General features: G+C 69.7%; 18 protein-coding genes. 4 read left to right on the top strand and 14 right to left on the bottom strand.

Annotation, left to right across the window (positions count from 1 at the left end):
* Window positions 1-10: 10 nt before the first annotated feature.
* On the top strand, window positions 11-1,156 hold the full coding sequence (locus ABZ420_RS15750) for a glutamate--cysteine ligase (protein WP_357122556.1): 1,146 nt from the start codon (window positions 11-13) through the stop codon (window positions 1,154-1,156).
* 76 nt (window positions 1,157-1,232) lie between these two features.
* Complete coding sequence (locus tag ABZ420_RS15745; RefSeq protein ID WP_357122553.1) at window positions 1,233-2,591, top strand: DUF5933 domain-containing protein; 1,359 nt, start codon at window positions 1,233-1,235, stop codon at window positions 2,589-2,591.
* 111 nt (window positions 2,592-2,702) lie between these two features.
* On the opposite strand, the gene mnhG is transcribed toward ABZ420_RS15745, so the two are convergent.
* The 13 genes from mnhG to ABZ420_RS15680 form a co-directional block, all read right to left on the bottom strand.
* A complete protein-coding gene (mnhG, locus tag ABZ420_RS15740) occupies window positions 2,703-3,038 on the bottom strand; it encodes a monovalent cation/H(+) antiporter subunit G (RefSeq protein WP_357122550.1) in 336 nt (111 codons plus the stop codon).
* Window positions 3,035-3,295, bottom strand: a complete 261-nt coding sequence (locus tag ABZ420_RS15735) for a monovalent cation/H+ antiporter complex subunit F (RefSeq protein WP_357122547.1) — start codon at window positions 3,293-3,295, stop codon at window positions 3,035-3,037. Before ABZ420_RS15735 ends, mnhG begins: the two co-directional genes overlap by 4 nt.
* Window positions 3,292-3,867 carry a Na+/H+ antiporter subunit E gene (locus tag ABZ420_RS15730; RefSeq protein WP_357122544.1) on the bottom strand — a complete coding sequence of 192 codons (576 nt, stop codon included), beginning with the start codon at window positions 3,865-3,867 and terminating at the stop codon, window positions 3,292-3,294. Before ABZ420_RS15730 ends, ABZ420_RS15735 begins: the two co-directional genes overlap by 4 nt.
* Window positions 3,864-5,477, bottom strand: a complete 1,614-nt coding sequence (locus ABZ420_RS15725; protein WP_357122541.1) for a Na+/H+ antiporter subunit D — start codon at window positions 5,475-5,477, stop codon at window positions 3,864-3,866. The genes ABZ420_RS15730 and ABZ420_RS15725 overlap by 4 nt, the downstream gene beginning before the upstream one ends.
* Window positions 5,474-5,851 carry a Na(+)/H(+) antiporter subunit C gene (locus ABZ420_RS15720; protein WP_357122539.1) on the bottom strand — a complete coding sequence of 126 codons (378 nt, stop codon included), beginning with the start codon at window positions 5,849-5,851 and terminating at the stop codon, window positions 5,474-5,476. Before ABZ420_RS15720 ends, ABZ420_RS15725 begins: the two co-directional genes overlap by 4 nt.
* Window positions 5,848-8,742: a Na+/H+ antiporter subunit A gene (locus ABZ420_RS15715; protein ID WP_357122536.1), complete on the bottom strand. Its 2,895-nt coding sequence runs from the start codon at window positions 8,740-8,742 to the stop codon at window positions 5,848-5,850. Before ABZ420_RS15715 ends, ABZ420_RS15720 begins: the two co-directional genes overlap by 4 nt.
* A gap of 110 nt (window positions 8,743-8,852) precedes the next feature.
* On the bottom strand, window positions 8,853-10,154 hold the full coding sequence (locus tag ABZ420_RS15710) for a hypothetical protein (RefSeq protein WP_357122533.1): 1,302 nt from the start codon (window positions 10,152-10,154) through the stop codon (window positions 8,853-8,855).
* Between the two features lie 134 nt (window positions 10,155-10,288).
* Window positions 10,289-12,535 carry an AAA family ATPase gene (locus ABZ420_RS15705; RefSeq protein ID WP_357122531.1) on the bottom strand — a complete coding sequence of 749 codons (2,247 nt, stop codon included), beginning with the start codon at window positions 12,533-12,535 and terminating at the stop codon, window positions 10,289-10,291.
* Between the two features lie 63 nt (window positions 12,536-12,598).
* Window positions 12,599-13,039 (bottom strand): hypothetical protein, encoded by a 441-nt coding sequence (locus ABZ420_RS15700; RefSeq protein WP_357122529.1) that lies wholly within the window; start codon window positions 13,037-13,039, stop codon window positions 12,599-12,601.
* A gap of 72 nt (window positions 13,040-13,111) precedes the next feature.
* The gene (locus tag ABZ420_RS15695) at window positions 13,112-13,465 is read right to left on the bottom strand and encodes a UBP-type zinc finger domain-containing protein (protein ID WP_040870628.1); all 354 of its coding nucleotides are present in this window, start codon (window positions 13,463-13,465) and stop codon (window positions 13,112-13,114) included.
* Window positions 13,462-14,955 (bottom strand): ATP-binding protein, encoded by a 1,494-nt coding sequence (locus ABZ420_RS15690; RefSeq protein ID WP_357122526.1) that lies wholly within the window; start codon window positions 14,953-14,955, stop codon window positions 13,462-13,464. The genes ABZ420_RS15695 and ABZ420_RS15690 overlap by 4 nt, the downstream gene beginning before the upstream one ends.
* A gap of 14 nt (window positions 14,956-14,969) precedes the next feature.
* Complete coding sequence (locus ABZ420_RS15685) at window positions 14,970-16,637, bottom strand: FAD-dependent oxidoreductase (protein WP_357122524.1); 1,668 nt, start codon at window positions 16,635-16,637, stop codon at window positions 14,970-14,972.
* 53 nt (window positions 16,638-16,690) lie between these two features.
* The gene (locus tag ABZ420_RS15680) at window positions 16,691-16,888 is read right to left on the bottom strand and encodes a hypothetical protein (protein ID WP_357122521.1); all 198 of its coding nucleotides are present in this window, start codon (window positions 16,886-16,888) and stop codon (window positions 16,691-16,693) included.
* A gap of 207 nt (window positions 16,889-17,095) precedes the next feature.
* Between ABZ420_RS15680 and ABZ420_RS15675 the strand changes: the two genes are divergently transcribed.
* Window positions 17,096-17,551 (top strand): SRPBCC family protein, encoded by a 456-nt coding sequence (locus tag ABZ420_RS15675; RefSeq protein WP_040870871.1) that lies wholly within the window; start codon window positions 17,096-17,098, stop codon window positions 17,549-17,551.
* Window positions 17,552-17,634: 83 nt separating this feature from the next.
* On the opposite strand, the gene ABZ420_RS15670 is transcribed toward ABZ420_RS15675, so the two are convergent.
* The gene (locus ABZ420_RS15670; RefSeq protein ID WP_357122519.1) at window positions 17,635-18,663 is read right to left on the bottom strand and encodes a beta-ketoacyl-ACP synthase III; all 1,029 of its coding nucleotides are present in this window, start codon (window positions 18,661-18,663) and stop codon (window positions 17,635-17,637) included.
* Window positions 18,664-18,884: 221 nt separating this feature from the next.
* Between ABZ420_RS15670 and ABZ420_RS15665 the strand changes: the two genes are divergently transcribed.
* Window positions 18,885-19,157 (top strand): GlsB/YeaQ/YmgE family stress response membrane protein, encoded by a 273-nt coding sequence (locus ABZ420_RS15665; protein ID WP_062967980.1) that lies wholly within the window; start codon window positions 18,885-18,887, stop codon window positions 19,155-19,157.
* The last annotated feature ends 79 nt before the right edge of the window (window positions 19,158-19,236 follow it).

Here is a 19,236-nt window from a genome sequence, read left to right as displayed (position 1 = left end):
GCGGTGGTATATGGCCGGGGCAGGAATCGAGCACGTTCCCTTCGAAGGTTCGCCTCGGCCAACGATCGGGGTCGAATGGGAGATCGCCTTGGTGGACAAGGTGACCCGGGATCTGTCGAATACCGCCGCCGAGGTGTTCGATTCACTCGGTGAGCTGCGGGCCCACGACGGCACCCCGCAGGTGACCAAAGAGCTGCTGCGCAACACCGTCGAGTTCGTCACCGGCGTGCACGAGACCGTAGGCGCCGCGGTGGAGGACCTGACCGGCACCATGAACACGGTGCGGCGCGCGGCTGAGCCGCTCGGCGTCGACCTGTTCTGCGCGGGCACCCATCCGTTCGCGCAGTGGTCGGCCCAGCAGCTCACCCGGTCGGAGCACTACGACGAGCTGATCGAGCGCACACAGTGGTGGGGTCGCCAGATGATGATCTGGGGCGTGCACGTGCACGTCGGAGTTTCGCACCGCGACAAGGTGTTTCCGATCCTCAACTCGTTGCTGCTGTCGTATCCGCATCTGCTCGCGCTGTCGGCGGGCTCGCCGATGTGGTCCGGATCGGACACCGGCTACGCCAGCAACCGGACGCTGATGTTCCAGCAGCTGCCGACCGCGGGCCTGCCGTTCCAGTTCGAGAACTGGACCCAGTTCGAGCATTTCGTGCACGACGAGGTCAAGACCGGTGTGTTCACCCAGCTGGGCGGCATGCACTGGGACATCCGCCCGGCGCCCAAGTGGGGCACCATCGAGGTGCGGGTCTGCGACGGCATCTCCACGCGCGCCGAACTCGCAGCACTGGCCGCGCTCATCCATTGCCTGATCGTCGACCTGGACCAGCGTGTCGAGAACGGCGAAACCCTGCCCACCCTGCCGCCGTGGCATGTGCAGGAGAACAAGTGGCGGGCCGCCCGGTACGGACTGGACGCGATCATCATCACCGATGCCGACAGCAACGAGCGCTTGGTCACCGACGACCTGGACGATCTGCTGAACCGGCTGGAGCCGACGGCGGCGCGACTGGGCTGCGCGGACGAACTCGCGATGGTCGCCGAGATTCCCAAGCGGGGCGCGTCCTATCAACGGCAGCGCCGCGTCGCCGCGGCATCGCAGGGCGACCTGATCGCGGTGGTGGACGCCCTGGTCGAGGAGCTGAAACAGTAACGTCCGGGCGCGGATAGGTCGGCTGTCGTTCAGCTGGCCAGGGGGATGGCGTTCATCCCCCGTTTACTATGGTCGGATGCTAGTCGAAGACCCGGGTGCCAAAGCAGGAAGCGCGGTATCGCGCCGTCCCGTACCGCGGACTCGGGTCCGGGTCACCGCGGCGGTGGCCGCGGTCCCTGTCCTGCTGATCGTGTTGCAGGTCGTCGCTGTCTGGCAGGGGTTCGACGGCCCGCTCGAGAGCGTGGCGCGGGACTACATCGGCACTCCCAAGTCCATGTCGGTGCCCTGGGCGGGGCTGGTCCTTGCACTGGTGGGCATCTCGGCCCGCCGCAGACTGGTCGCGGTGGGGGTCGCGGTCGCCGTCGACGTGGTGTGGGCGGGCGCCCGCTTGCTGGCCGGAGAGCCGTTCGTGATCGGGAACGGGCCGGTGATCGTGCTGACCGGCCTGGCGCTGGTCGCGTGGCTGCGCTGGTCCGGCGCCGAACGGCGGAACGCGCTGCACGCGGCCGCGCTCGGCGCGCTGCTCATACTGGCCACCAAGGTCGGCGACGTCTGGCTGCACGTCACCGTGATCGGCAGGCCGACGGTGCTCGACGAGTACGTGATCCTGGCCGACCACGCGCTGGGCGATCCGTCGTGGGTGCTCGGCCGGGCGGTCGACGCGCTCGGGCCGGTGGTCTACGCGGTGCTGCACTGGGTCTACATCGAGTTGCCCGTGGCGGCCATCGTCGTGGCGGTGTGGCAGCTGCGCGGGGTGGTGTCCTCGGGGCGGTGGCCGTCGCACTATCTGGTGCGAACCTTCCTGGTGCTCGGATTGATCGGTCCCCTGGTGTACGTGCTGTTCCCGGTGGTCGGGCCGATGTTCGCGTTCGGACCGGACGGAAACGGGCTGCAACTGGGCAACTACTGGCCGGGTGTGGTGCCGCCGATCGACCGGAATCCGCTGCCGCTGCCGTTCGACGCGGCGATTCCGCGCAACTGCATGCCCTCGATGCACACGGCCTGGGCGCTGTCGGTGTTCCTGCACACCCGCCGCGACAGCGACGGCGAGCCGGCCCCGGCCTGGCTGCGCTGGGGCGGCGCGTTCTGGCTGCTGGCCACCCTCACCGCCACCCTCGGTTTCGGCTACCACTACGGCGTCGACCTGGTCGCGGGCGCGGTGCTGTGCCTCACCGTCGAATCGGCGCTGCGCGAGCCGGAGCGCGGCTGGGGATGGTTCCGGGTCCGGCTGGTCGGCTCCGGTGTGGTCGTCCTGGCCGCGCTACTGCTGGCCTACCGCTACCTCGCGGTGCCGATGGCCGAGTACCCGGTGCTCGCGGGCACCGTGGTGCTCGGGCTGCTGGCCGGACTGGCGGCCGCGTTCCACGCCACGTGGTTCGTGACCGTGCGGCAACCGCTGCGGGCCGAACGAGAGGTCGAACCCGCCACGCCCTGAGCGGGTGTCCGGGCGAGCCGGCAGGCGCGGGGGCGAGCCCGCCACGCCCCGAGCGGGGGTCCGGCCGAGCCGGCCGGCGCGGAGTCGAGCCCACTACGCGCTGAGCGGGGGTTATTCCACGTCGTCGTCGCGCAAAGCGTTGACGCGCAACAGACCGTCGCGGTAGCGCTGCTCGCGGTAGGCGGTGCGGCCGATGAGGTGGGCGATCACGGGGGCCGTGAGCAGGGTGAACAGCCCGACCAGCACCAGCGTCCAGACGTTGCCGTGCCCGCGCAGCTGGATCGCGGCGCCTGCCAGCACCAGGATCAGCCCGATGACCTGCGGTTTTGTGGCAGCGTGCATTCGGGTGAGCGTGTCGGGGAAGCGCACGATCCCGAGCGCCGCGGTCAGCGCCAGCGTCGAGCCGAACAGGATCAGGGCGCCCGCGAGCGCATGCCAGAGGTTCATTTGTCGTCCCGCACCCGGAATCGGGACACCGCGGCCGAGCCGAGGAATCCGACCAGCGCCAGCGCGACGATCGCGGGCACCACGGTGGTGTCGGCGCTGTAGGCCGCCCACACGGCCAGGCCGGAGGCGGCGATGGCCGTCAGCGAGTCGACGCCGACGACCCGGTCCAGCGTGCTCGGCCCCATGACGACACGGTAGGTGGTGAGCAGACCGGCCGCGGTCAGGATGACGGCGGCGATCACGGCGACGACGGTCACGATGGCACCTCCGGGAGCGCGGCGGCCCGGGAGCGCGGCCAGCCGGTCGGACGTTCGAACGCGTCGATCAGCAGGCGTTCCAGCCGCCGGGTGATCCGGTAGAACTCGTCCACCGCGGCGTCGCTGCCGACGTCGAGGACGTGGACGTAGACGACCCAGCGCCTGCGATCGATCTCCAGCACCATCGTGCCGGGGATCAGGTTGAGCACATCGGTCCACAGCACCAGCACCAGATCCGATCTCGTGCGGGCGTATACCCGCAGCACCCCGGATACCGGCATCGGAGCAGGGCGGATCGCGAACCAGGCGACCTGGAGGCTCGACTCCAGCGCGTAGTACGCGCTCGACACGATCAACGCGACCAGCGGAAGCGGGTTCAGCCGACCGGACACCGGCACGCGCGGCAGCGGCAGCGCCAGCATGATCAGCGCGCCGACCACCAGCCCGCCCAGCAGGTTCGCGACGCTGAGATCGCCCCACAGGGCGAGCCAGACCATGGTGAGCCACGCGAGTACGCCGATTCGGACGACCGTCTCGCGCCGCCGGCCGCGTCCGTTCTGCTCGACGCTCATCGCGGGCCTCCCGCATCGCCGCGCGAATCACCCAGTACCGCACCGATGTACACGCCGGGGTCGCGCAGGTCGGCCGCCGCCCGGTCGGCGATCGTGAGAATCGGGCCTGCCAGCACGGTCAGGCACAACCCGACCGTCACGAGCGCCGCGGTGGACAACACCATCAGCGGTGGCATCCGGCCGGGGTCGGTGCGCTCGTCGTAGTGCACGTCGGTCGCGTCCTCGATGAGCGTCGGGGGCTTCGCCGCGGTGAGATGGCCCTCCGGAGCGTCCGCGCGGGGCCGCCAGAACGCTTTGCTCCACACCCTGGCCACGGTATAGAGCGTGAGCAGGCTGGTGAGCACGGCGCCCCCGACCAGCACCCAGGCCAGCGCGCTGCCGCGCTCGGCGCCCGCCTGCAAGAGCGCCACCTTGCCGATGAATCCGGAGAACGGCGGTATTCCGCCGAGATTCAGCGCGGGGATCAGGAACAGCACCGCGAGCAGCGGGCTGGCCGCGGCGAGCCCGCCCAGTCTGCGCAGCGAGGTCGATCCGGCTTGCCGCTCGATCAGGCCGGCCACCAGGAACAGCGCCGTCTGCACCAGGATGTGGTGCGCCACGTAGAACACCGCGCCGGCCAGCCCGGACGCGGTGGCCAGACCGACCCCGAACACCATGTATCCGATGTGGCTGACCAGTGTGAACGACAGCAGACGGCGGATGTCGCTCTGCGCGATGGCGCCGAGGATGCCGACGAGCATGGTGAGCAGGCCGCATACCAGCAGCACCGAGTCGAAGCCGCCGTCGGGAAACAGCAGCGAGTGGGTCCGGATGATCGCGTACACACCCACTTTGGTGAGCAGGCCGGCGAACACGGCGGTGACCGGAGCCGGGGCGGTCGGGTAGGAGTCGGGCAGCCAGTTCGACAGCGGGAAGACGGCCGCCTTGATGCCGAACGCCACCAGCAGCACCGCGAAGATCGCCGTGCGGGTGCCGTCCGGCACGGCGCCGAACCGGACGGCGAGCTGGGCCAGATTCAGCGTTCCGGTGGCCGCGTAGGTCAGCCCGATGCCGGTGAGGAAGATCAGCGACGAGACCATCGACACCATCACGTAGGCCACGCCCGCCCGGATGCGCTCGGTGGTCGCGCCCACCGTCAGCAGCACGAACGAGGCCGCGAGCAGGATCTCGAAGCCCACGAAGAGGTTGAACAGGTCACCGGCCAGGAAGGCGGCCGAGACACCGGCGGTGAGAACCAGATATGTGGGCCGGTAGATGGAGGTGGGCTGCCGTTCGTCGCCGTCGCGGATGTTCTGGCCCGCGCCGTAGAGGGCGACCGAGAGCAGCACGATGGACGAGACGACCAGCATCGCCGCGGAGAGCCGGTCCACCACCAGCGTGATGCCGATCGGGGCCGCCCAGTTGCCGACCTGCAACGCGGTGGTGCCGTCCCGGTCGGCCAGATACAGCAGCAACCCGCAGATCACCACGACGGCGGTGAGCGCGCCGACGATGACCACGCTTTGGATGCGGGGCCTGCGACCGAACACGAGGGTGGCGGCGGCGCCGAGCAGCGGAACGAGTACCGGCAGCGGCGCGAGGATCGGCAGCAGACCGGGCGAGAGGTTCACTTCTCCGGATCCTCTCCGGCACGCCGCCGGGCGACATCCTCGTCTTCCTGATCGTTGGCGACGTCGTCGCTGGTGGTGAGCATGTAGGCGCGGTAGGCGAGGGCGAGCACGAATGCCGCGATGCCCATGGTGATCACGATGGCGGTGAGCACCATCGCCTGGGCGAGCGGGTCGGCCATCTCCTCGGTCTCGGCAGCGCCGCGGATGGGCGGCTTGCCGTTGGCGCCGCCCGCGGTGAGGATCAGCAGGTTCACCGCGTTGCCGAACAGGATCAGCCCGAGCAGCATCTTCGACACCGCGCGTTCCAGGAGCAGATAGACCCCGCACGCGACCAGGATGCCGATCACGATCAGCAGCGTCAGATTCGCCGTCATGCGCCGGAACCTCCCTTCGTGGCTGGGGTATCGGCGTCGGCCAGCTCGCTGTCCAGCCGCGCGCCGAGGCTGCGCAACACGTCCAGCACCAGGCCGACCACGATGAGATAGACGCCGAGATCGAACAGCAGCGCGGTGACCACCTTGACGTGGCCGACCACCGGCAACGAGACCTCGATGATCGCCGAGGACAGCGGCGGCGCGCCGAGCAGCAGCGACGAGACCGCGGTGCCCGCGGCCAAGGTGAGGCCCGCGCCGAGAACATGGCCCGCGTCGACGGGGAGCGCCTCGCCCAGTTCGTAGCGGCCGCCCGCGAGATACCGCAGGGTCAGCGCGAGCCCCGCGGTGAGTCCGCCCGCGAACCCGCCGCCTGGCGCGTTGTGACCGGAGAAGAAGAAGTAGACCGACAGCACCATGATGGTCGGGAACACCAGCCGCGTGGTGATCTGCAGGACCATCGACCGATCGGCCCGGTCGACCAACCGGCCCGCCGGCAGCCAGCTCACCAGTTCCGGGTCGTAATCGGGGGAGTCCGTCGCGCGCGGGGCGCTGCCGAAACGCCTGCTGCGGAACACCAGGGAGGCGACGCCCGTGGCGGCGACGACGAGTACCGAGATCTCGCCGAGGGTGTCCCACGCCCGCAGGTCTACGAGCAGGACGTTCAGGGCGTTCTTTCCACCACCGAAGGTATAAGCGGCCTCGGGAATCCGGGGCCAGACGGGTTCGGCGGTGCGCGCCGCGACGGCGAAACCGGCCAGGACCGCGACCACCGTTCCGGTCCCCGCGGCCAGAATCGCCCTGCGGATCTTGAACGCGGTCCTGCGGCGGGCCTCGATCCGCGCGGGGAAGGCGCGCAGGACGAGGACGAAGATCACCAGTGTCAGCGTCTCCACCAGGAATTGGGTCAGTGCGAGGTCGGGCGCGCCGTGCAGCGCGAAGATCACGCCGCTGCCGTATCCGGTCACGCCCACCACCAGCACGCTCGCCAGTCGGTTGCGCAGCACCGTCGCGGCGAGCGCGGTCACCGCCATGATCACGCCCACGGCCGCTTGCAGCGGCGAATCCCACAGGCGCAGCGTGACGCCGGTGCGGGTGCCGAGGGCGAGCAGGACGGTCGGCAGGATGATCAGTGTGACCAGGATCGCCGCCTGGCTCAGCGGCAGCGACCCGCGTTGCACGGTGCCGGTCATTCGCAGCGAGAGGGTGTCCATCGCGCGCAGCGTGGCGTCGTAGGCGCGGTCGGCGTTGCCGAGGCGCGGGTGCGCCGATTCGGTGAAGCGGGCGCGCAGCCGGTACAGCCCGACACCGACCGCGACGATCAGCAGCGTCCACGCCAGCACGGGGGTGAAGCCGTGCCACAGCGCCAGATGGGAAAGCGGGGGTCCGGCAAACGTTTCGGCATAGGGGCGCAACCGTGCGTCCAGCCAGGACGGCGCGAGACCGGCCGCGAGGCTCGCGGCGGCGAGGATCACCGGTGCCGCCAGGAAAAGCGCGCCCGGCGGGTGCCAGCGGAGGCGCTCCTCGGATTCTCGCCCGGCTACGGGCACTTCGCTCGGATGGTGGGCCAGGGGCGCGGCGCCGGGAGCGGGGTCCGGCTCGACACTCTTGTCCGCGAAGGCGCCCCAGACGAACCTGATGCTGTAGCCGACGGTCAGCATCGAGCCGAGGACCACCCCGGCGAACACCGCGCCGCGGGCGGGCACGGCGAGAATGTCCGCGTCCAGCACGGCGCTCAGCGCGCTCTCCTTACCGACGAAGCCGAGCAGCGGCGGAATGCCCGCCATGCTTAGCGCGGCGAGGATCGCGGTGGCGCACAGCACCGGCGCCCGGCGGCCGAGACCGGACAACCGGCGTAGGTCGCGGGTTCCCGCACCGTGATCGATGATCCCGACCACCAGGAACAGGCTCGCCTTGAACAGCGCGTGCGCGACGATCATCGTCACTCCGGCCAGCGCTGCGGCGGGCGTGCCGAGGCCGACCAGCACGATCAGGAAGCCCAGCTGGCTCACCGTACCGAAGGCCAGCACCAATTTCAGATCCACGACCTGCAGTGCGCGCAGCCCGGCCAACAGCATCGACGCCAGGCCGAGAGTGAGCACCAGCGGGTGCCACACCGGGTTCTGCGCGAACGCCGGTGCGAGCCGGGCGATCAAGTACACACCGGCCTTCACCATGGCCGCGGCGTGCAGGTACGCGCTCACCGGCGTCGGCGCGGCCATCGCGCCGGGCAGCCAGAAATGCAAGGGCACCACGGCGGATTTGGTGAGCGCGCCCACCAGCAGCAGCGCCACCGCCACGTCGACGGCCGTCCCGCTGGGGGCGCCGGACAGCAGATCCGACAGCAGATAGCTGCCGTTCGCGGTGCCGAGCACGACGATGCCGGCCAGCATCGCCAATCCGCCCGCCCCGGTCACCAGCAGCGCCTGGATCGCGGCCCGTCTGCTGGCCGCCTGCTCGGCGTTGTGGCCGATCAGCAGGAACGACAGCACCGTGGTCGCTTCCCAGAACACGTAGAGCAGCACCATGTTGTCGCTGGTGACCAGCCCGAACATGGCCCCGGCGAACGCGACGAGCTCGGCGGCGAACACCCCCAGCCGCGGCTCGTCGTTCTCGAAGTACCTGGCGCAGTACACCAGCACCAGCGCTCCGATGCCCAGCACGAGCAGGCACAGGATGGCAGCGAGCGTGTCGAAACGCAGATCGATGTTCAGTCCGATGCTCGGCGCCCAGGTCAGCCGGACGCGCTGCGGCTCGGACCAATTCGCGATCACCCAGGCCGAACTGCCGAGCGGGACCGCGGCCAGCAGGTAGAAAGCATTGCGCCCCAGTGCCCGCACCCCCAGCGGAGCCACCAGGGCGGCTGCGGCGTGCACGAGCAGGATTGCGAGCAAACTTCACTCCGTCGAGTCGGGGCGGCGGGGTGTTCGGGACAAGCCTACGGAAAGCCTGCGTCTTTCGTGGCCGGGGTGAGTATGGCGTCCGCCATCCCCGCGAATCGGGGCTATATATCCGCTAACGATTCGCTTTCCGGTTGCCTTTTCGGTTGCGGCTTACAGCGCGGCCGCAATTTCCGCAGCATGATCAGCCCGATCGCGCTGCCGATGACGATGGCCAGCGCGGTGCGCCCCGGTGTCGCGTCGTGTACCGCCACGTCCTCGCGCCAGTCCTCGACCCGGTCCGGCATCACCGACACCGCCGAAGGAAGGTAGAGCGCGGTGAGCGCGAGCACACCGCCGGGCGGGTAATGCGGCCACACCGTCCCGCAGCAGTAACCCGCGGTCAACGCGATGATTCCGCTGATCACGGCGAAGGCGACGGTACCCGAGGACGTCGAGGTGACCTGGGCGAAGACCGTGATGCCGATGAGGAACAGGATGGCGAGAGCCGTCGAGGGCATCCGGGAGCCGATGAAGAGTCCGGCGGCGGTCAACGCGATGAGCACCGCCGAAGTCCAGCCGGGCCGGACGGCGTAGCCGACGGCGTCGACCGCCGCGGTGAGGCTCACGGCCAGGTACACGCCGGTGCCGTCGCGGCCGGGCAACAGCATGGCCGCCGCGGTCGCGCTCACAATGGTCGCGGCGGCGACGATCCCGATCTCGATCGCGTGACTCTCGGCGGGCAGTTTGCTGTACTGGCGGCCCAGCCATTCCGTGCCGGCCAGTACCACCAGCGCGAGCACCATGGCGGCGAGGATCGGCGTCACCGGCAGGGCGATCGCCATCCCCGGCGTCTTCGGCTCGTCGGTGCGCTTCCAGTTGTGCAAGGTGCTGATCACCAGCAGGGACAAGGCGACGCCGATCATCCAGCGTGTCGGAGTCTCCAGCACCGCGTACGGATCCGGGTTGATGTCGAGCAGGTTCGCCAGATCGCCGAAGCCGAAGAATCCGACGCCGCCCACCGCGAACGCGGCGCCCGGCAACGGTCTGCGCAGCACAACGGCGCCCAGGCCGCCGAGCAGCACGGCGGCGCAGATCGAGTCGATGTAGTTCTGCGTGGTCAGGATCTCGGCCGTCGCCACGTGGCGTCCGGCGAAGTGATTGATCAGCTGGGCCAGCGCGGCGGCCGTCGCCGTGGCCCACCCGGTCAGCGGCCGCTTGGTCGTGGTGACCAGCACGGCGACCGTCACGGCGACGATCACTCCCAGCGCCGCGCTACGGGGCACGCTGTTGAGCAGACCGGCGATCCGGTACGACGTCGACTGGCCTCGGGTGCTGACGGTGACCGGCAGGAACAGCGTGACACCCGCGACCGCGGCTCCCGTGAAGGCCGCGGTCGCGTCGACAATGTCGCCGACCCTGCGCACGGTTGTCGAACTTACCCGTGGTGTGCGCGCGATCTATGGATTGCCGAATATTCGCTAGAAATGTCTCGGATTGGAAAGGTGCGGCTCACACCGATTTGCCAAAGATTGCCTGAAAGGCGATTACCGCTCGCCGCCTACCCGCGGCTGTCGGCATAGCGGCGCAAGGTATCGATCTGCGACGGGTCCAGCGAGGGCCGCACCACCGCCTGGGCGGCCAGCACGTCGGCGGCGGTGACATCGGCGGCGTGCACGTCCCGGCGCATCGCCGTTAGCGCGGATTCGCGCAGCAGCGCGGCGCAGTCGGCGGCGGAGTAACCCTCCAGTTCCTCCGCGAGGGCGTCGAGATCGACGTCGGCGGCCAGCGGCACCGCACGCCCCGCGGTGCGCAGGATCTCCCGGCGGGCGGCGGCGTCCGGCGGTGGTACGAAGACCAGCCGTTCGAGTCTGCCGGGGCGTAGCAACGCCGGGTCGATCAGTTCCGGTCGGTTGGTCGCGCCCAGCACCACCACGTCGCGTAGCGGTTCCACGCCGTCGAGTTCGGTGAGCAGGGCCGCGACCACCCGGTCGCCCACACCCGCGTCGGCACTTTGCCCCCGGCGTGGGGCCAACGCGTCCACCTCGTCCAGGAAGATCATCGACGGCGCGGAATCCCGTGCGCGCTGGAACAGTTCCCGCACCGCGCGCTCCGACGAGCCGACCCACCGGTCCAGCAGTTCGGCGCCCTTGACCGCGTGCACGCTGAGCTGACCGGTACCGGCCAGCGCACGCACCAGGAAGGTCTTGCCGCAGCCGGGCGGGCCGTAGAGCAGCACCCCGCGCGGTGGCTCGATGCCGAGGCGGGCGAAGGAGTCGGGGTGCCGCAGCGGCCACAGCACCGCCTCGGTGAGCGCTTGCTTGGTTTCCACCATGTCGCCGACGTCGTCGAGGTGCAGGCTGCCGATGGCGAGTTCCTCCATGCCCGAGCGCGACAGCGGCCGGATGACCTCCAGCGCGCCGACCAGGTCGGGTTGGGTGAGCTGTGGATTGCCGTGCTCCCTGGCCCGCGACGCCGCGCGCAGCGCCGCCTCCCGGCACAGCGCCGCCAGATCGGACACCACGAATCCGGGTGTACGCGCCGCGATCTCCTCGAGTCTCAGATCCGCGGTCGGCACCCGGCGCAGCAGGTGCTCCAGCAGCGCCTTGCGCACGGCGGCGGTGGGCAGCGGCAGCGCGAGTTCGCGGTCGCACAGGTCCGGCGCCCGCAACCGCGGGTCGACGCCGGCGGGATGCGCCGTGGTGGCGATGAACGCGACGCAGGGTTCGGCGATCGCGGCGCGCAACTGGTCCAGGATGAGCGTGGCGACCGGCTCGGCGTCAGCGGGCAGCAGCGCGTCGATGTCGGTGATCAGCAGGACGCCGCCCTTGCCGCAGCCGATGTCGGCCACCGCCTCGGCGACCTCGCGCAGCCGCGCACCGCTCTCGGCCGCGCCGATGGTGGGGCCGTCCAGTTCCACTATGCGCCGCGGCGCCGCGACCGCGCGGGCCAGCGTAGCCTTGCCGACGCCTGCCGGGCCGGTGATCAGCACGCCGAGATGCGGACGGGCGCCGAGGGTGCGCAACAGTTCGGGCTCGTCCAAGGCGAGGCTGAGCCACTCCTGGAGCTTCGCGGCCTGAGTGCGCGCGCCCGCCAGGTCTTCGACCGAGATACTCGGTGTGGCATCGCCTGCCACCGCGACGCCGTCGGGGCCCGTGACCGCACCGGGGGCGACGGCTCCGCCGACGCCGCGGGATCCCTCGTCCACCGTGAGCGGTGCTCCGGCCGACGCCGGGATGTCCCACGCGGCGACCGCGCCCGCACCCCAGGTCACCGCGGTATTCGGCTGAACGCTCACGGGGCCGCGCGGATCGGTGGCGGTGACGGTGAGCAGCTCCGTGGTCCAGGCGATGCCGAAGGTGCGCGACAGCGCCTGGGTGGCCGCCACGGAGCTGATGTCGGGGCCGAGGTCGCGCGGCAACAGGGAGACCGCGTCGCCGACCGTGACGACCTTCCCGAGCAGCGCCTGCCGCAGCGTGGCGGCCGGAATCGTGCGGGTGGCGTGCACCGAGCCGCTCACCGTGATCTGTTTCGCGCCGTAGACGGTCGCGGGGGAGACCACCACGGTCGCGTCCTCGCGCAGCCCGGCGTTGGAGAGCGTCACGTCGTCGAGCAGGGCGACTCCGGCGGGCGTTCCCTGCCGGGCGACGCCGACCACCGCGGCCGTGCGGCGGGAGCCGACCAGCATGATTCCGTCCCACTCGCGCAACCCGAGCGCGGTCAGCGCCTCCGGATGCAGCCGGACCACCCCGCGGCGGGCATCGGCGGCCGAGGGATTCAGGCGAGCGGTGAGTGCCAGTTCTGCCACTGTGCCATTCTGCCGCGCGGCCCGCGATCGGTCACGGTTCGTCGTCCCGGAATACGTGGACGGCTACTTCTTCACGATTCCGGCCGCGACCGCGACCGAGTGGTCGGCAACGCTCGGCGCCAGGCAGACCAGCTTGGCGGTGCCCAGCGCGACGTTCGGGCTGCCGTCGAACGGGCCGCCGGGGTTCTCCGCCAGGATCTGCTCGATCAGCGCTTTCTCCTGGTCGGTGTCGAGCTTGCGGAACTCACCGCAGGTGGTGCTCGACGCGGGACCGAGGGAGGAGTCGCGCTGCTTGGTCGTGACCGGGGCGTCGGTGTCCGACGGGGAACTCGGCGGCGCGGTGCCGGGAGCGGTCGTGGTGTGCGCGACCGAGGTGGATGTGCTCGTGCTCGCGGCGCCCTTGCGCAATCCGTTCGCGTCGGCGGACTCGTCCCCTCCGCCGCAGCCTGCAAGCAGGAAACCCATCGTCCCAGCGATCAGGACGATGGCGGAAGTTCGTTTCATACCGTGCTTTCCCGGGTGGATCGTGGTGCCGGAGGCCCCGGCGTTCGCAGCAGCGTACCGGTTGCGGCGGGGTCAGTGGATGTGTGCCTGCCAATCCGCCGGAACCCGTTCGCGCGGGCCCGGCACGCCCTGATCCGCGGGATGACTACGCGGTGGCGCCAATTCCGGCCCGCCGCTGTACATCTCTTCGGTCTCGAAGTTGTAGAACCACTCCTCGCCCGGTTCGAAACTCTGGATGAACGGATGGCCGGTGCTCTCGGCGTGCGCTGAGGCGTGCTGCGCGGGCGAGGTATCGCAGCACCCGACGTGCCCGCACTGCGCGCAGCGGCGCAGATGCACCCACCAGCCGGAGGTCTGCTCGCACTCCAGGCAACCAGGGCCGCTGGGTGGTACCGCGGGGTCGATGCCTGCGAATTGCTCGGTCATGACTGCCCTTCCGTATCGGTTGCGGTGACAGGCTCTTGTTCGGGGCGGCGCAGCGGCAGCCAGACGGTGAACCTGGTGTCGCCCGGCTCGGAGTCCACCCGGATGTCGCCGTTGTGCTTGTTGACCACGATGCGGAACGAGATGTCCAGCCCGAGGCCGGTGCCCTCACCCATCGGCTTGGTGGTGAAGAACGGTTCGAAGATCCGGTTGCGGGCCTCCGGCGCGATGCCGGACCCGGTGTCGCCGATCTCGACGACCGCGCAGTCGTTCTCGTGCCTGGTGCGGATGGTCAGCGTACCGGCGCCGTTCATCGCGTACACCGCGTTGTCGATCAGGTTGGTCCACACCTGGTTGAGTTCGGCCGCGTAGCACGGCACCTGCGGCAGGGTGCGGTCGTATTCCTTGACAACGCGCACGCCGTCGCCGATCTTGCGGCTGAGCATCACCAGCGTGCTGTCCAGCAGGTCGTGGATGTCGACCACCTGGAACGGCGCACGATCCATCTGCGAGTACTGCTTCGCGGCGCCGACCAGCGAGGAGATCCGCGTCGTCGAGTCGGCGATCTCGTTCATCAGCAGCTCGGTCTCGATGGTGTAGTTCAGCCAGCGGATCGCCCCTTGGAACACCTGCTCCGGAGCGCCATCCAGGGTGGCGGCCACCCGCTCGAGCCAGTCGGTGTCGAATCCGGCTTGCACGAAGTTCGGCGCGAGATTCCAGCCGTCGGTGATCCCGTGCTCCTCGAGCCATTCGCCGAGCATGTCCTCGCGGTCGGCGGCCTCCATCGGCGTCAGCTCCGGAGCCTTCGCGACTTGGGCCGCCGCCTCCTCCTGCAGGCGCACCAAGGAGCCGAGGGACGCCGGGTCGAACTTGCCGTCCGCCATCATCGCCAGCTTGTGCCGCATGCCCGCGACCCGCTCACGCAGGCCCGAGGTGGCGCGCACCGCGGCGGCGGCCGGGTTGTTCAGCTCGTGGGTGAGGCCCGCGGACAGCGAACCGAGCGCGAGCAGCCGTTCCCGCTCGCTGATGCGGGCGTTGGTATTGCGGTTGCCGAAGAACGCGCCCTCCAGCAGGTGCACGGCCATCGGGAACCACTCGTGCATCATCCGGGAGAAGACCTCGGCGTCCAGCACGTAGAACCGCGACGGCCGCGTCACGTGCATGGTCCCGCTGTAGGTCTGGTCCACCTTTTCGCCGATGTAGGACATCCAGGCGCCCGCGTACGAACCGCGGTGCTCGGTGCGGACAAGCTCGATCTCCGCGCCGCCGGACTGCTTGGTGAGCACCAGCTCGCCGTCCATCAGCACGTAGAAGCAGGTGGCCGGCTCGCCCTCGCGGAAGACGAGGCCCGGTTCGATGGTCTCGATCCGCCCATCGGCGCACAGCCATGCCAGCTGCTCGTCGGTCAGCTTCTCGAACAGGAACAAACCGCGCAGCTCGGCGGGGTCGCACACCGACCGGCTGCTGCGGTCCGCGGTTTGGTTCGAAGTCATCTGCGGCCTCCTGGTTACGCGAGATAGCGGTGCACGAGCATGACGGCCATGGCGCCCTCGCCGACGGCGGAGGCGACGCGCTTGGCCGATTCGGCGTGCACGTCGCCCGCCACGAACACGCCGGGCACGCTCGTCTCGAGATGATGCGGCGACCGGGACAGCTCCCAGCCCGCGGGGCGCGCGCCGTCCACCATCAGGTCCGGCCCGGCGAGCACGTACCCGGCGCTGTCGCGGATGATCACTCCGTCGAGCCAATCGGTCTGCGGCGCGGCGCCGATGAACAGGAACAGCCGCTCCGCGTCGGCCTTCTCCTCCGCGCCGGTCTTGTTGTCGCGCAGCACGATCTGTTGCAGGTGATCGTCCCCGTCGGCGGCGATCACCTCGGTGTTGGTGTGCACCTCGATGTTCGCGATCTGCGCGATCTGCTGGATGAGGTAGTGCGACATGGACTTTTCCAGCGAATCCGCCCGGACCACCAAATGTACGGTGCGCGCGTTGCGGGACAGGAACACCGCCGCCTGGCCCGCGGAGTTCGCGCCGCCCACGATGTAGACCTCGTGATCGGCGCACTCGGACGCCTCGGTCATCGCCGAACCGTAGTAGACGCCGCGCCCGGTGAAGTCGTCGACGCCAGGCGCGGAGTGGCGGCGGTAGTCGACACCGGTCGCGATGATCACGGTGTGCGCGCACAGGCTGCCGCCGTCGGCGAACCGCACGGTGCGCGCGGACCCATTGACCTCCAGCCCGACCACCTCGCGCGTCGTGATCACCTCGGCGCCGAACTTCGCCGCCTGCCGCCGGGCCCGATCGGCCAGCTGCGCGCCGGACAGGCCGTCGGGGAAGCCGAGGTAGTTCTCGATGCGCGAACTCTGCCCCGCCTGCCCGCCGGTGGCGGTCCGCTCGACGAGTACGGTGCGCAGACCCTCGGACGCGCCGTAGACCGCCGCGCCGAGACCGGCGGGACCGCCGCCGACCACGATCAGGTCGTAGAACTCGCCCGCCGGATCGACGGTGAGGCCGACGTTCTGGGCCAGTTCGCTGTCGGAGGGCTGCACGAGCGCCTCGCCCGCCGAAGTGATCACCACCGGACAGCGCTCGGGGTCGGCCCCCGCCGCTTCCAGCAGTCGCGCACCCTCGGGCTCGTCGGCCAGGTACCACCGGTAGGGCAGCTGGTTGCGGGCGAGGAACTCACGCACCTGCGACGATCGCGGCGACCAGCGATTGCCGATCACCTTGGTCTCGGTGACCGGCCGGTGCTCGCTGCTGCGCCAGGCGTCCAGCAGGCCGTCCAGCACCGGGTAGAGCTTCTCCTCCGGCGGGTCCCACGGCTTGAGCAGGTAATGGTCCAGGTCGACGACGTTGATCGCGTTGATCGCGGCGTTGGTGTCGGCATAGGCGGTCAGCAGCACGCGGCGCGCGTACGGGTGCAGGTCCATCGCCTGCTCCAAGAATTCGATACCGTCCATGCCGGGCATCCGGTAGTCGGCGATCAGCACCGCGACGGGCTGGCCGCGCAGCTTCATCTCGCGCAGCGCGTCGAGTGCCTGGGCCCCCGATTCCGCGCGCAGAATCCGGTAATCGGCGCCGTAACGGCGGCGCAGGTCGCGGACGACCGCCCGGGAAACCCCCGGGTCGTCATCGACGCTCAGGATGGCCGGTTTCGTAGCAGCGGGTGAAGTCACCTGACGAGTATGGAGCCTCTCGGCCCGGTCTGTCGTGGGCGTTCGCGCAGGGCTCAGAGCCGATGACGCAAGACGAGATCGAGCTCACTCGGCGTGAGCAGACGCTCGAGGCGTTCTTCGCGGGCGGCCGCGCGAGCGCTCCGGGGGAATGCCGACGCGGCGCGCGCTGTGCGCCCGTCGTCGGGCTCGACAGCGGGAAGCAGCGGAACCTGGTCCGCCGGTTGCCGATGCAGCAGGGAGCGCAGTCTCACGGCCGATCACCTCACGTTGGTACGCCGAAATGTTGGAGGCAGTGTCTGTGCTTCGTGTATCTATGATCGTGCGCCGTTCATTACAGCGGCCGGGGCGCGAGTAGCGGAAATGTGACGCAACTGCCCGTCCGTTTAAAATGTGTGCGACCAGTCCCACCGCGGTCGGACGGATGGCCGTCGGTCCGTCGCTCGTATCCGGAGGCAGCGTTGCCGAAAAACCTCGAAGCCAGCATCGACATCTCCGCGCCCCCGGAGCGGGTGTGGGCGGTGGTCTCCGATCTGAAGCGGATGCCGGAGTTCAGCCCGCAGTGCGTGCGCATGATGACGCTCGGCTCGCCCAAGGCGGGCGCCTGGACGCTCAACTTCAATCGTGACGGTAAGAAGTACTGGCCGACCACCTCGCGGATCGTGCGATTCGAGCCGAACCGGGCGTTCGCCTTCCGGGTCAACGAGAACCGGACGGTGTGGAGCTACACCCTGGAACCGACCGAGTCCGGCACGCGGCTGATCGAGCGGCGGGACGTGCCCAACGGCACCACCTGGTTCTCCCGCAAGGCGATCGAGGCCGCGCTCGGCGGCGAGGCCCCGTTCGAGGAAGTGCTGGTGCGCGGCATGAACGAGACGCTGGGCAAGATCAAGACGGCGGTCGAAGCCGGCGCCTGAGCACGGGTCGCGCCAGGCGACCCGAAAGCGCGTCACGCGGCGCTCGCCGCGGTGGTGTCACCGCGGCGAGCGCCGCGAGCGGCTTACTTCCAATTGGGCAGGTGCACGACCTGAGCCGCGTAGGACAGGCCGGCGCCGAACGCGATGAGCAGCGCGGTGTCACCCGGCTTGGACTCGCCCTTGCGCAGCAGCGCCTCCATGGCCAGCGGGATCGAGGCGGCCGAGGTGTTGCCCGCCTCCTCGATGTCGTTGGCCAGCGCGCAGTGCTCCGGCAACTTCAGCACCCGGGCCATGATCTCGATGATCCGGCCGTTGGCCTGGTGCGGGATCATCGCGTCCAGGTCCTCGGGGGACAGCCCCGCGCGGTCGATGGCGTCGCGGCAGACCTTCTCCAGCGAGTGGGCGGCCCAGCGGAACACCGCGGTGCCCTCCATGGCCAGATAGGGCCGCACCGCGTCCAGGCCCTTCTCGTCGATCTCGTGGAAGTACTCCATCCAGTCCTTGTCCTGCCGGATGGCGTGGTGCTGGGTGCCGTCCGAGCCCCAGACGGTGGGGCCGATACCCGGCTCGTCGGAGGGACCGACGATCACGGCGCCCGCGCCGTCGGCGAAGAGGAACGCGGTGGAGCGATCGGTGGGATTGACCGTGTTCGTCAGTTTCTCCACGCCGATCACCAGGACATGGTGGGCGGTACCGGCCCGGACCAGGTCCGATGCCAGCGCGAGTGAGTGGCAGAAGCCCGCGCAGCCCGCCGAGACGTCGAAGGCGGCGGCGCCGTTCATGCCGAGTTCGGTGGCGATGCGCGGGGCGGCGGCCGGCGTCAGCAGCAGATGGGTCGACGTAGCAACGATCACGCAATCGACTTGGTCCACCGCGATGCCCGAGGACTCCAGCGCGCCGCGCGCGGCCGCGACGCTCATGCTCTGAATGGTCTCCGATTCGTCGGCGAACCGCCGGGTCTTGATGCCCGACCTGGTCCGGATCCACTCGTCGCTCGAGTTGATCGGACCCGCCACCTCGTCGTTGGTGACCACTCGAGCAGGGCGGTAAACGCCGAGCCCGAGGATCGCCGTGTGCTCTGCCCCGGTGGTCTGGGCGATTCGAGCAGCCATCTGCGTCTCCTATGTACCTGCGGCGGCGCCGCCGGGGATTCCCCGAAGCATCGAAATCGGTCCCTCATCAGCCACTGCCCATCAGCGGGATAGACATGAGGCTTCCTCATATTAGCTTGAAAGTCGCTCATCTGCCGCGCGTATTCCGACAATCGGTGGGTATCTCGTCCTCGCACGCCACTGCTGTACGAGGCGTGGCCCAACTAGGATGCGAGGACACCATGCTCGGTCTCGGGATTATCGGATGGATCATCATCGGCGGTCTTGCCGGATGGATCGCCAGCAAGATCATGAAGACAGACGCCCAGCAGGGCATTCTGCTCAATATCGTCGTCGGCGTGGTCGGCGGCCTGCTCGGTGGGTTCCTTCTGAAGTTGTTCGGAGTCGACGTCGAGGGCGGCGGGCTCTGGTTCAGCTTCTTCACCTGCCTGGCTGGGGCGGTCATCCTGCTGTTCCTGGTGCGACTGGTCACGGGGTCCCGGGTCAGGTCGTGACCGCGCGTGCCACAGGCTCCTTCCCGTAAGGTGTGAACGCTTGCGCCCGGCCTATCGTTGGGTGAGCGCAACCCGTTTG

Origin of the sequence: Nocardia sp. NPDC005745 (assembly GCF_040630775.1) — a bacterium.
GTDB lineage: Bacteria > Actinomycetota > Actinomycetes > Mycobacteriales > Mycobacteriaceae > Nocardia.
This window is presented reverse-complemented; position numbering and strand designations above follow the sequence as displayed.

Coding starts and splice junctions, on each gene's coding strand:
- ABZ420_RS15750 (WP_357122556.1), top strand. CDS start 11: ATGGCCGGGGCAGGAATCGAGCACGTTCCCTTCGAAGGTTCGCCTCGG.
- ABZ420_RS15745 (WP_357122553.1), top strand. CDS start 1,233: ATGCTAGTCGAAGACCCGGGTGCCAAAGCAGGAAGCGCGGTATCGCGC.
- mnhG (WP_357122550.1), bottom strand. CDS start 3,038: ATGAACCTCTGGCATGCGCTCGCGGGCGCCCTGATCCTGTTCGGCTCG.
- ABZ420_RS15730 (WP_357122544.1), bottom strand. CDS start 3,867: ATGAGCGTCGAGCAGAACGGACGCGGCCGGCGGCGCGAGACGGTCGTC.
- ABZ420_RS15720 (WP_357122539.1), bottom strand. CDS start 5,851: ATGACGGCGAATCTGACGCTGCTGATCGTGATCGGCATCCTGGTCGCG.
- ABZ420_RS15700 (WP_357122529.1), bottom strand. CDS start 13,039: ATGAAACGAACTTCCGCCATCGTCCTGATCGCTGGGACGATGGGTTTC.
- ABZ420_RS15695 (WP_040870628.1), bottom strand. CDS start 13,465: ATGACCGAGCAATTCGCAGGCATCGACCCCGCGGTACCACCCAGCGGC.
- ABZ420_RS15690 (WP_357122526.1), bottom strand. CDS start 14,955: ATGACTTCGAACCAAACCGCGGACCGCAGCAGCCGGTCGGTGTGCGAC.
- ABZ420_RS15670 (WP_357122519.1), bottom strand. CDS start 18,663: ATGGCTGCTCGAATCGCCCAGACCACCGGGGCAGAGCACACGGCGATC.
- ABZ420_RS15665 (WP_062967980.1), top strand. CDS start 18,885: ATGCTCGGTCTCGGGATTATCGGATGGATCATCATCGGCGGTCTTGCC.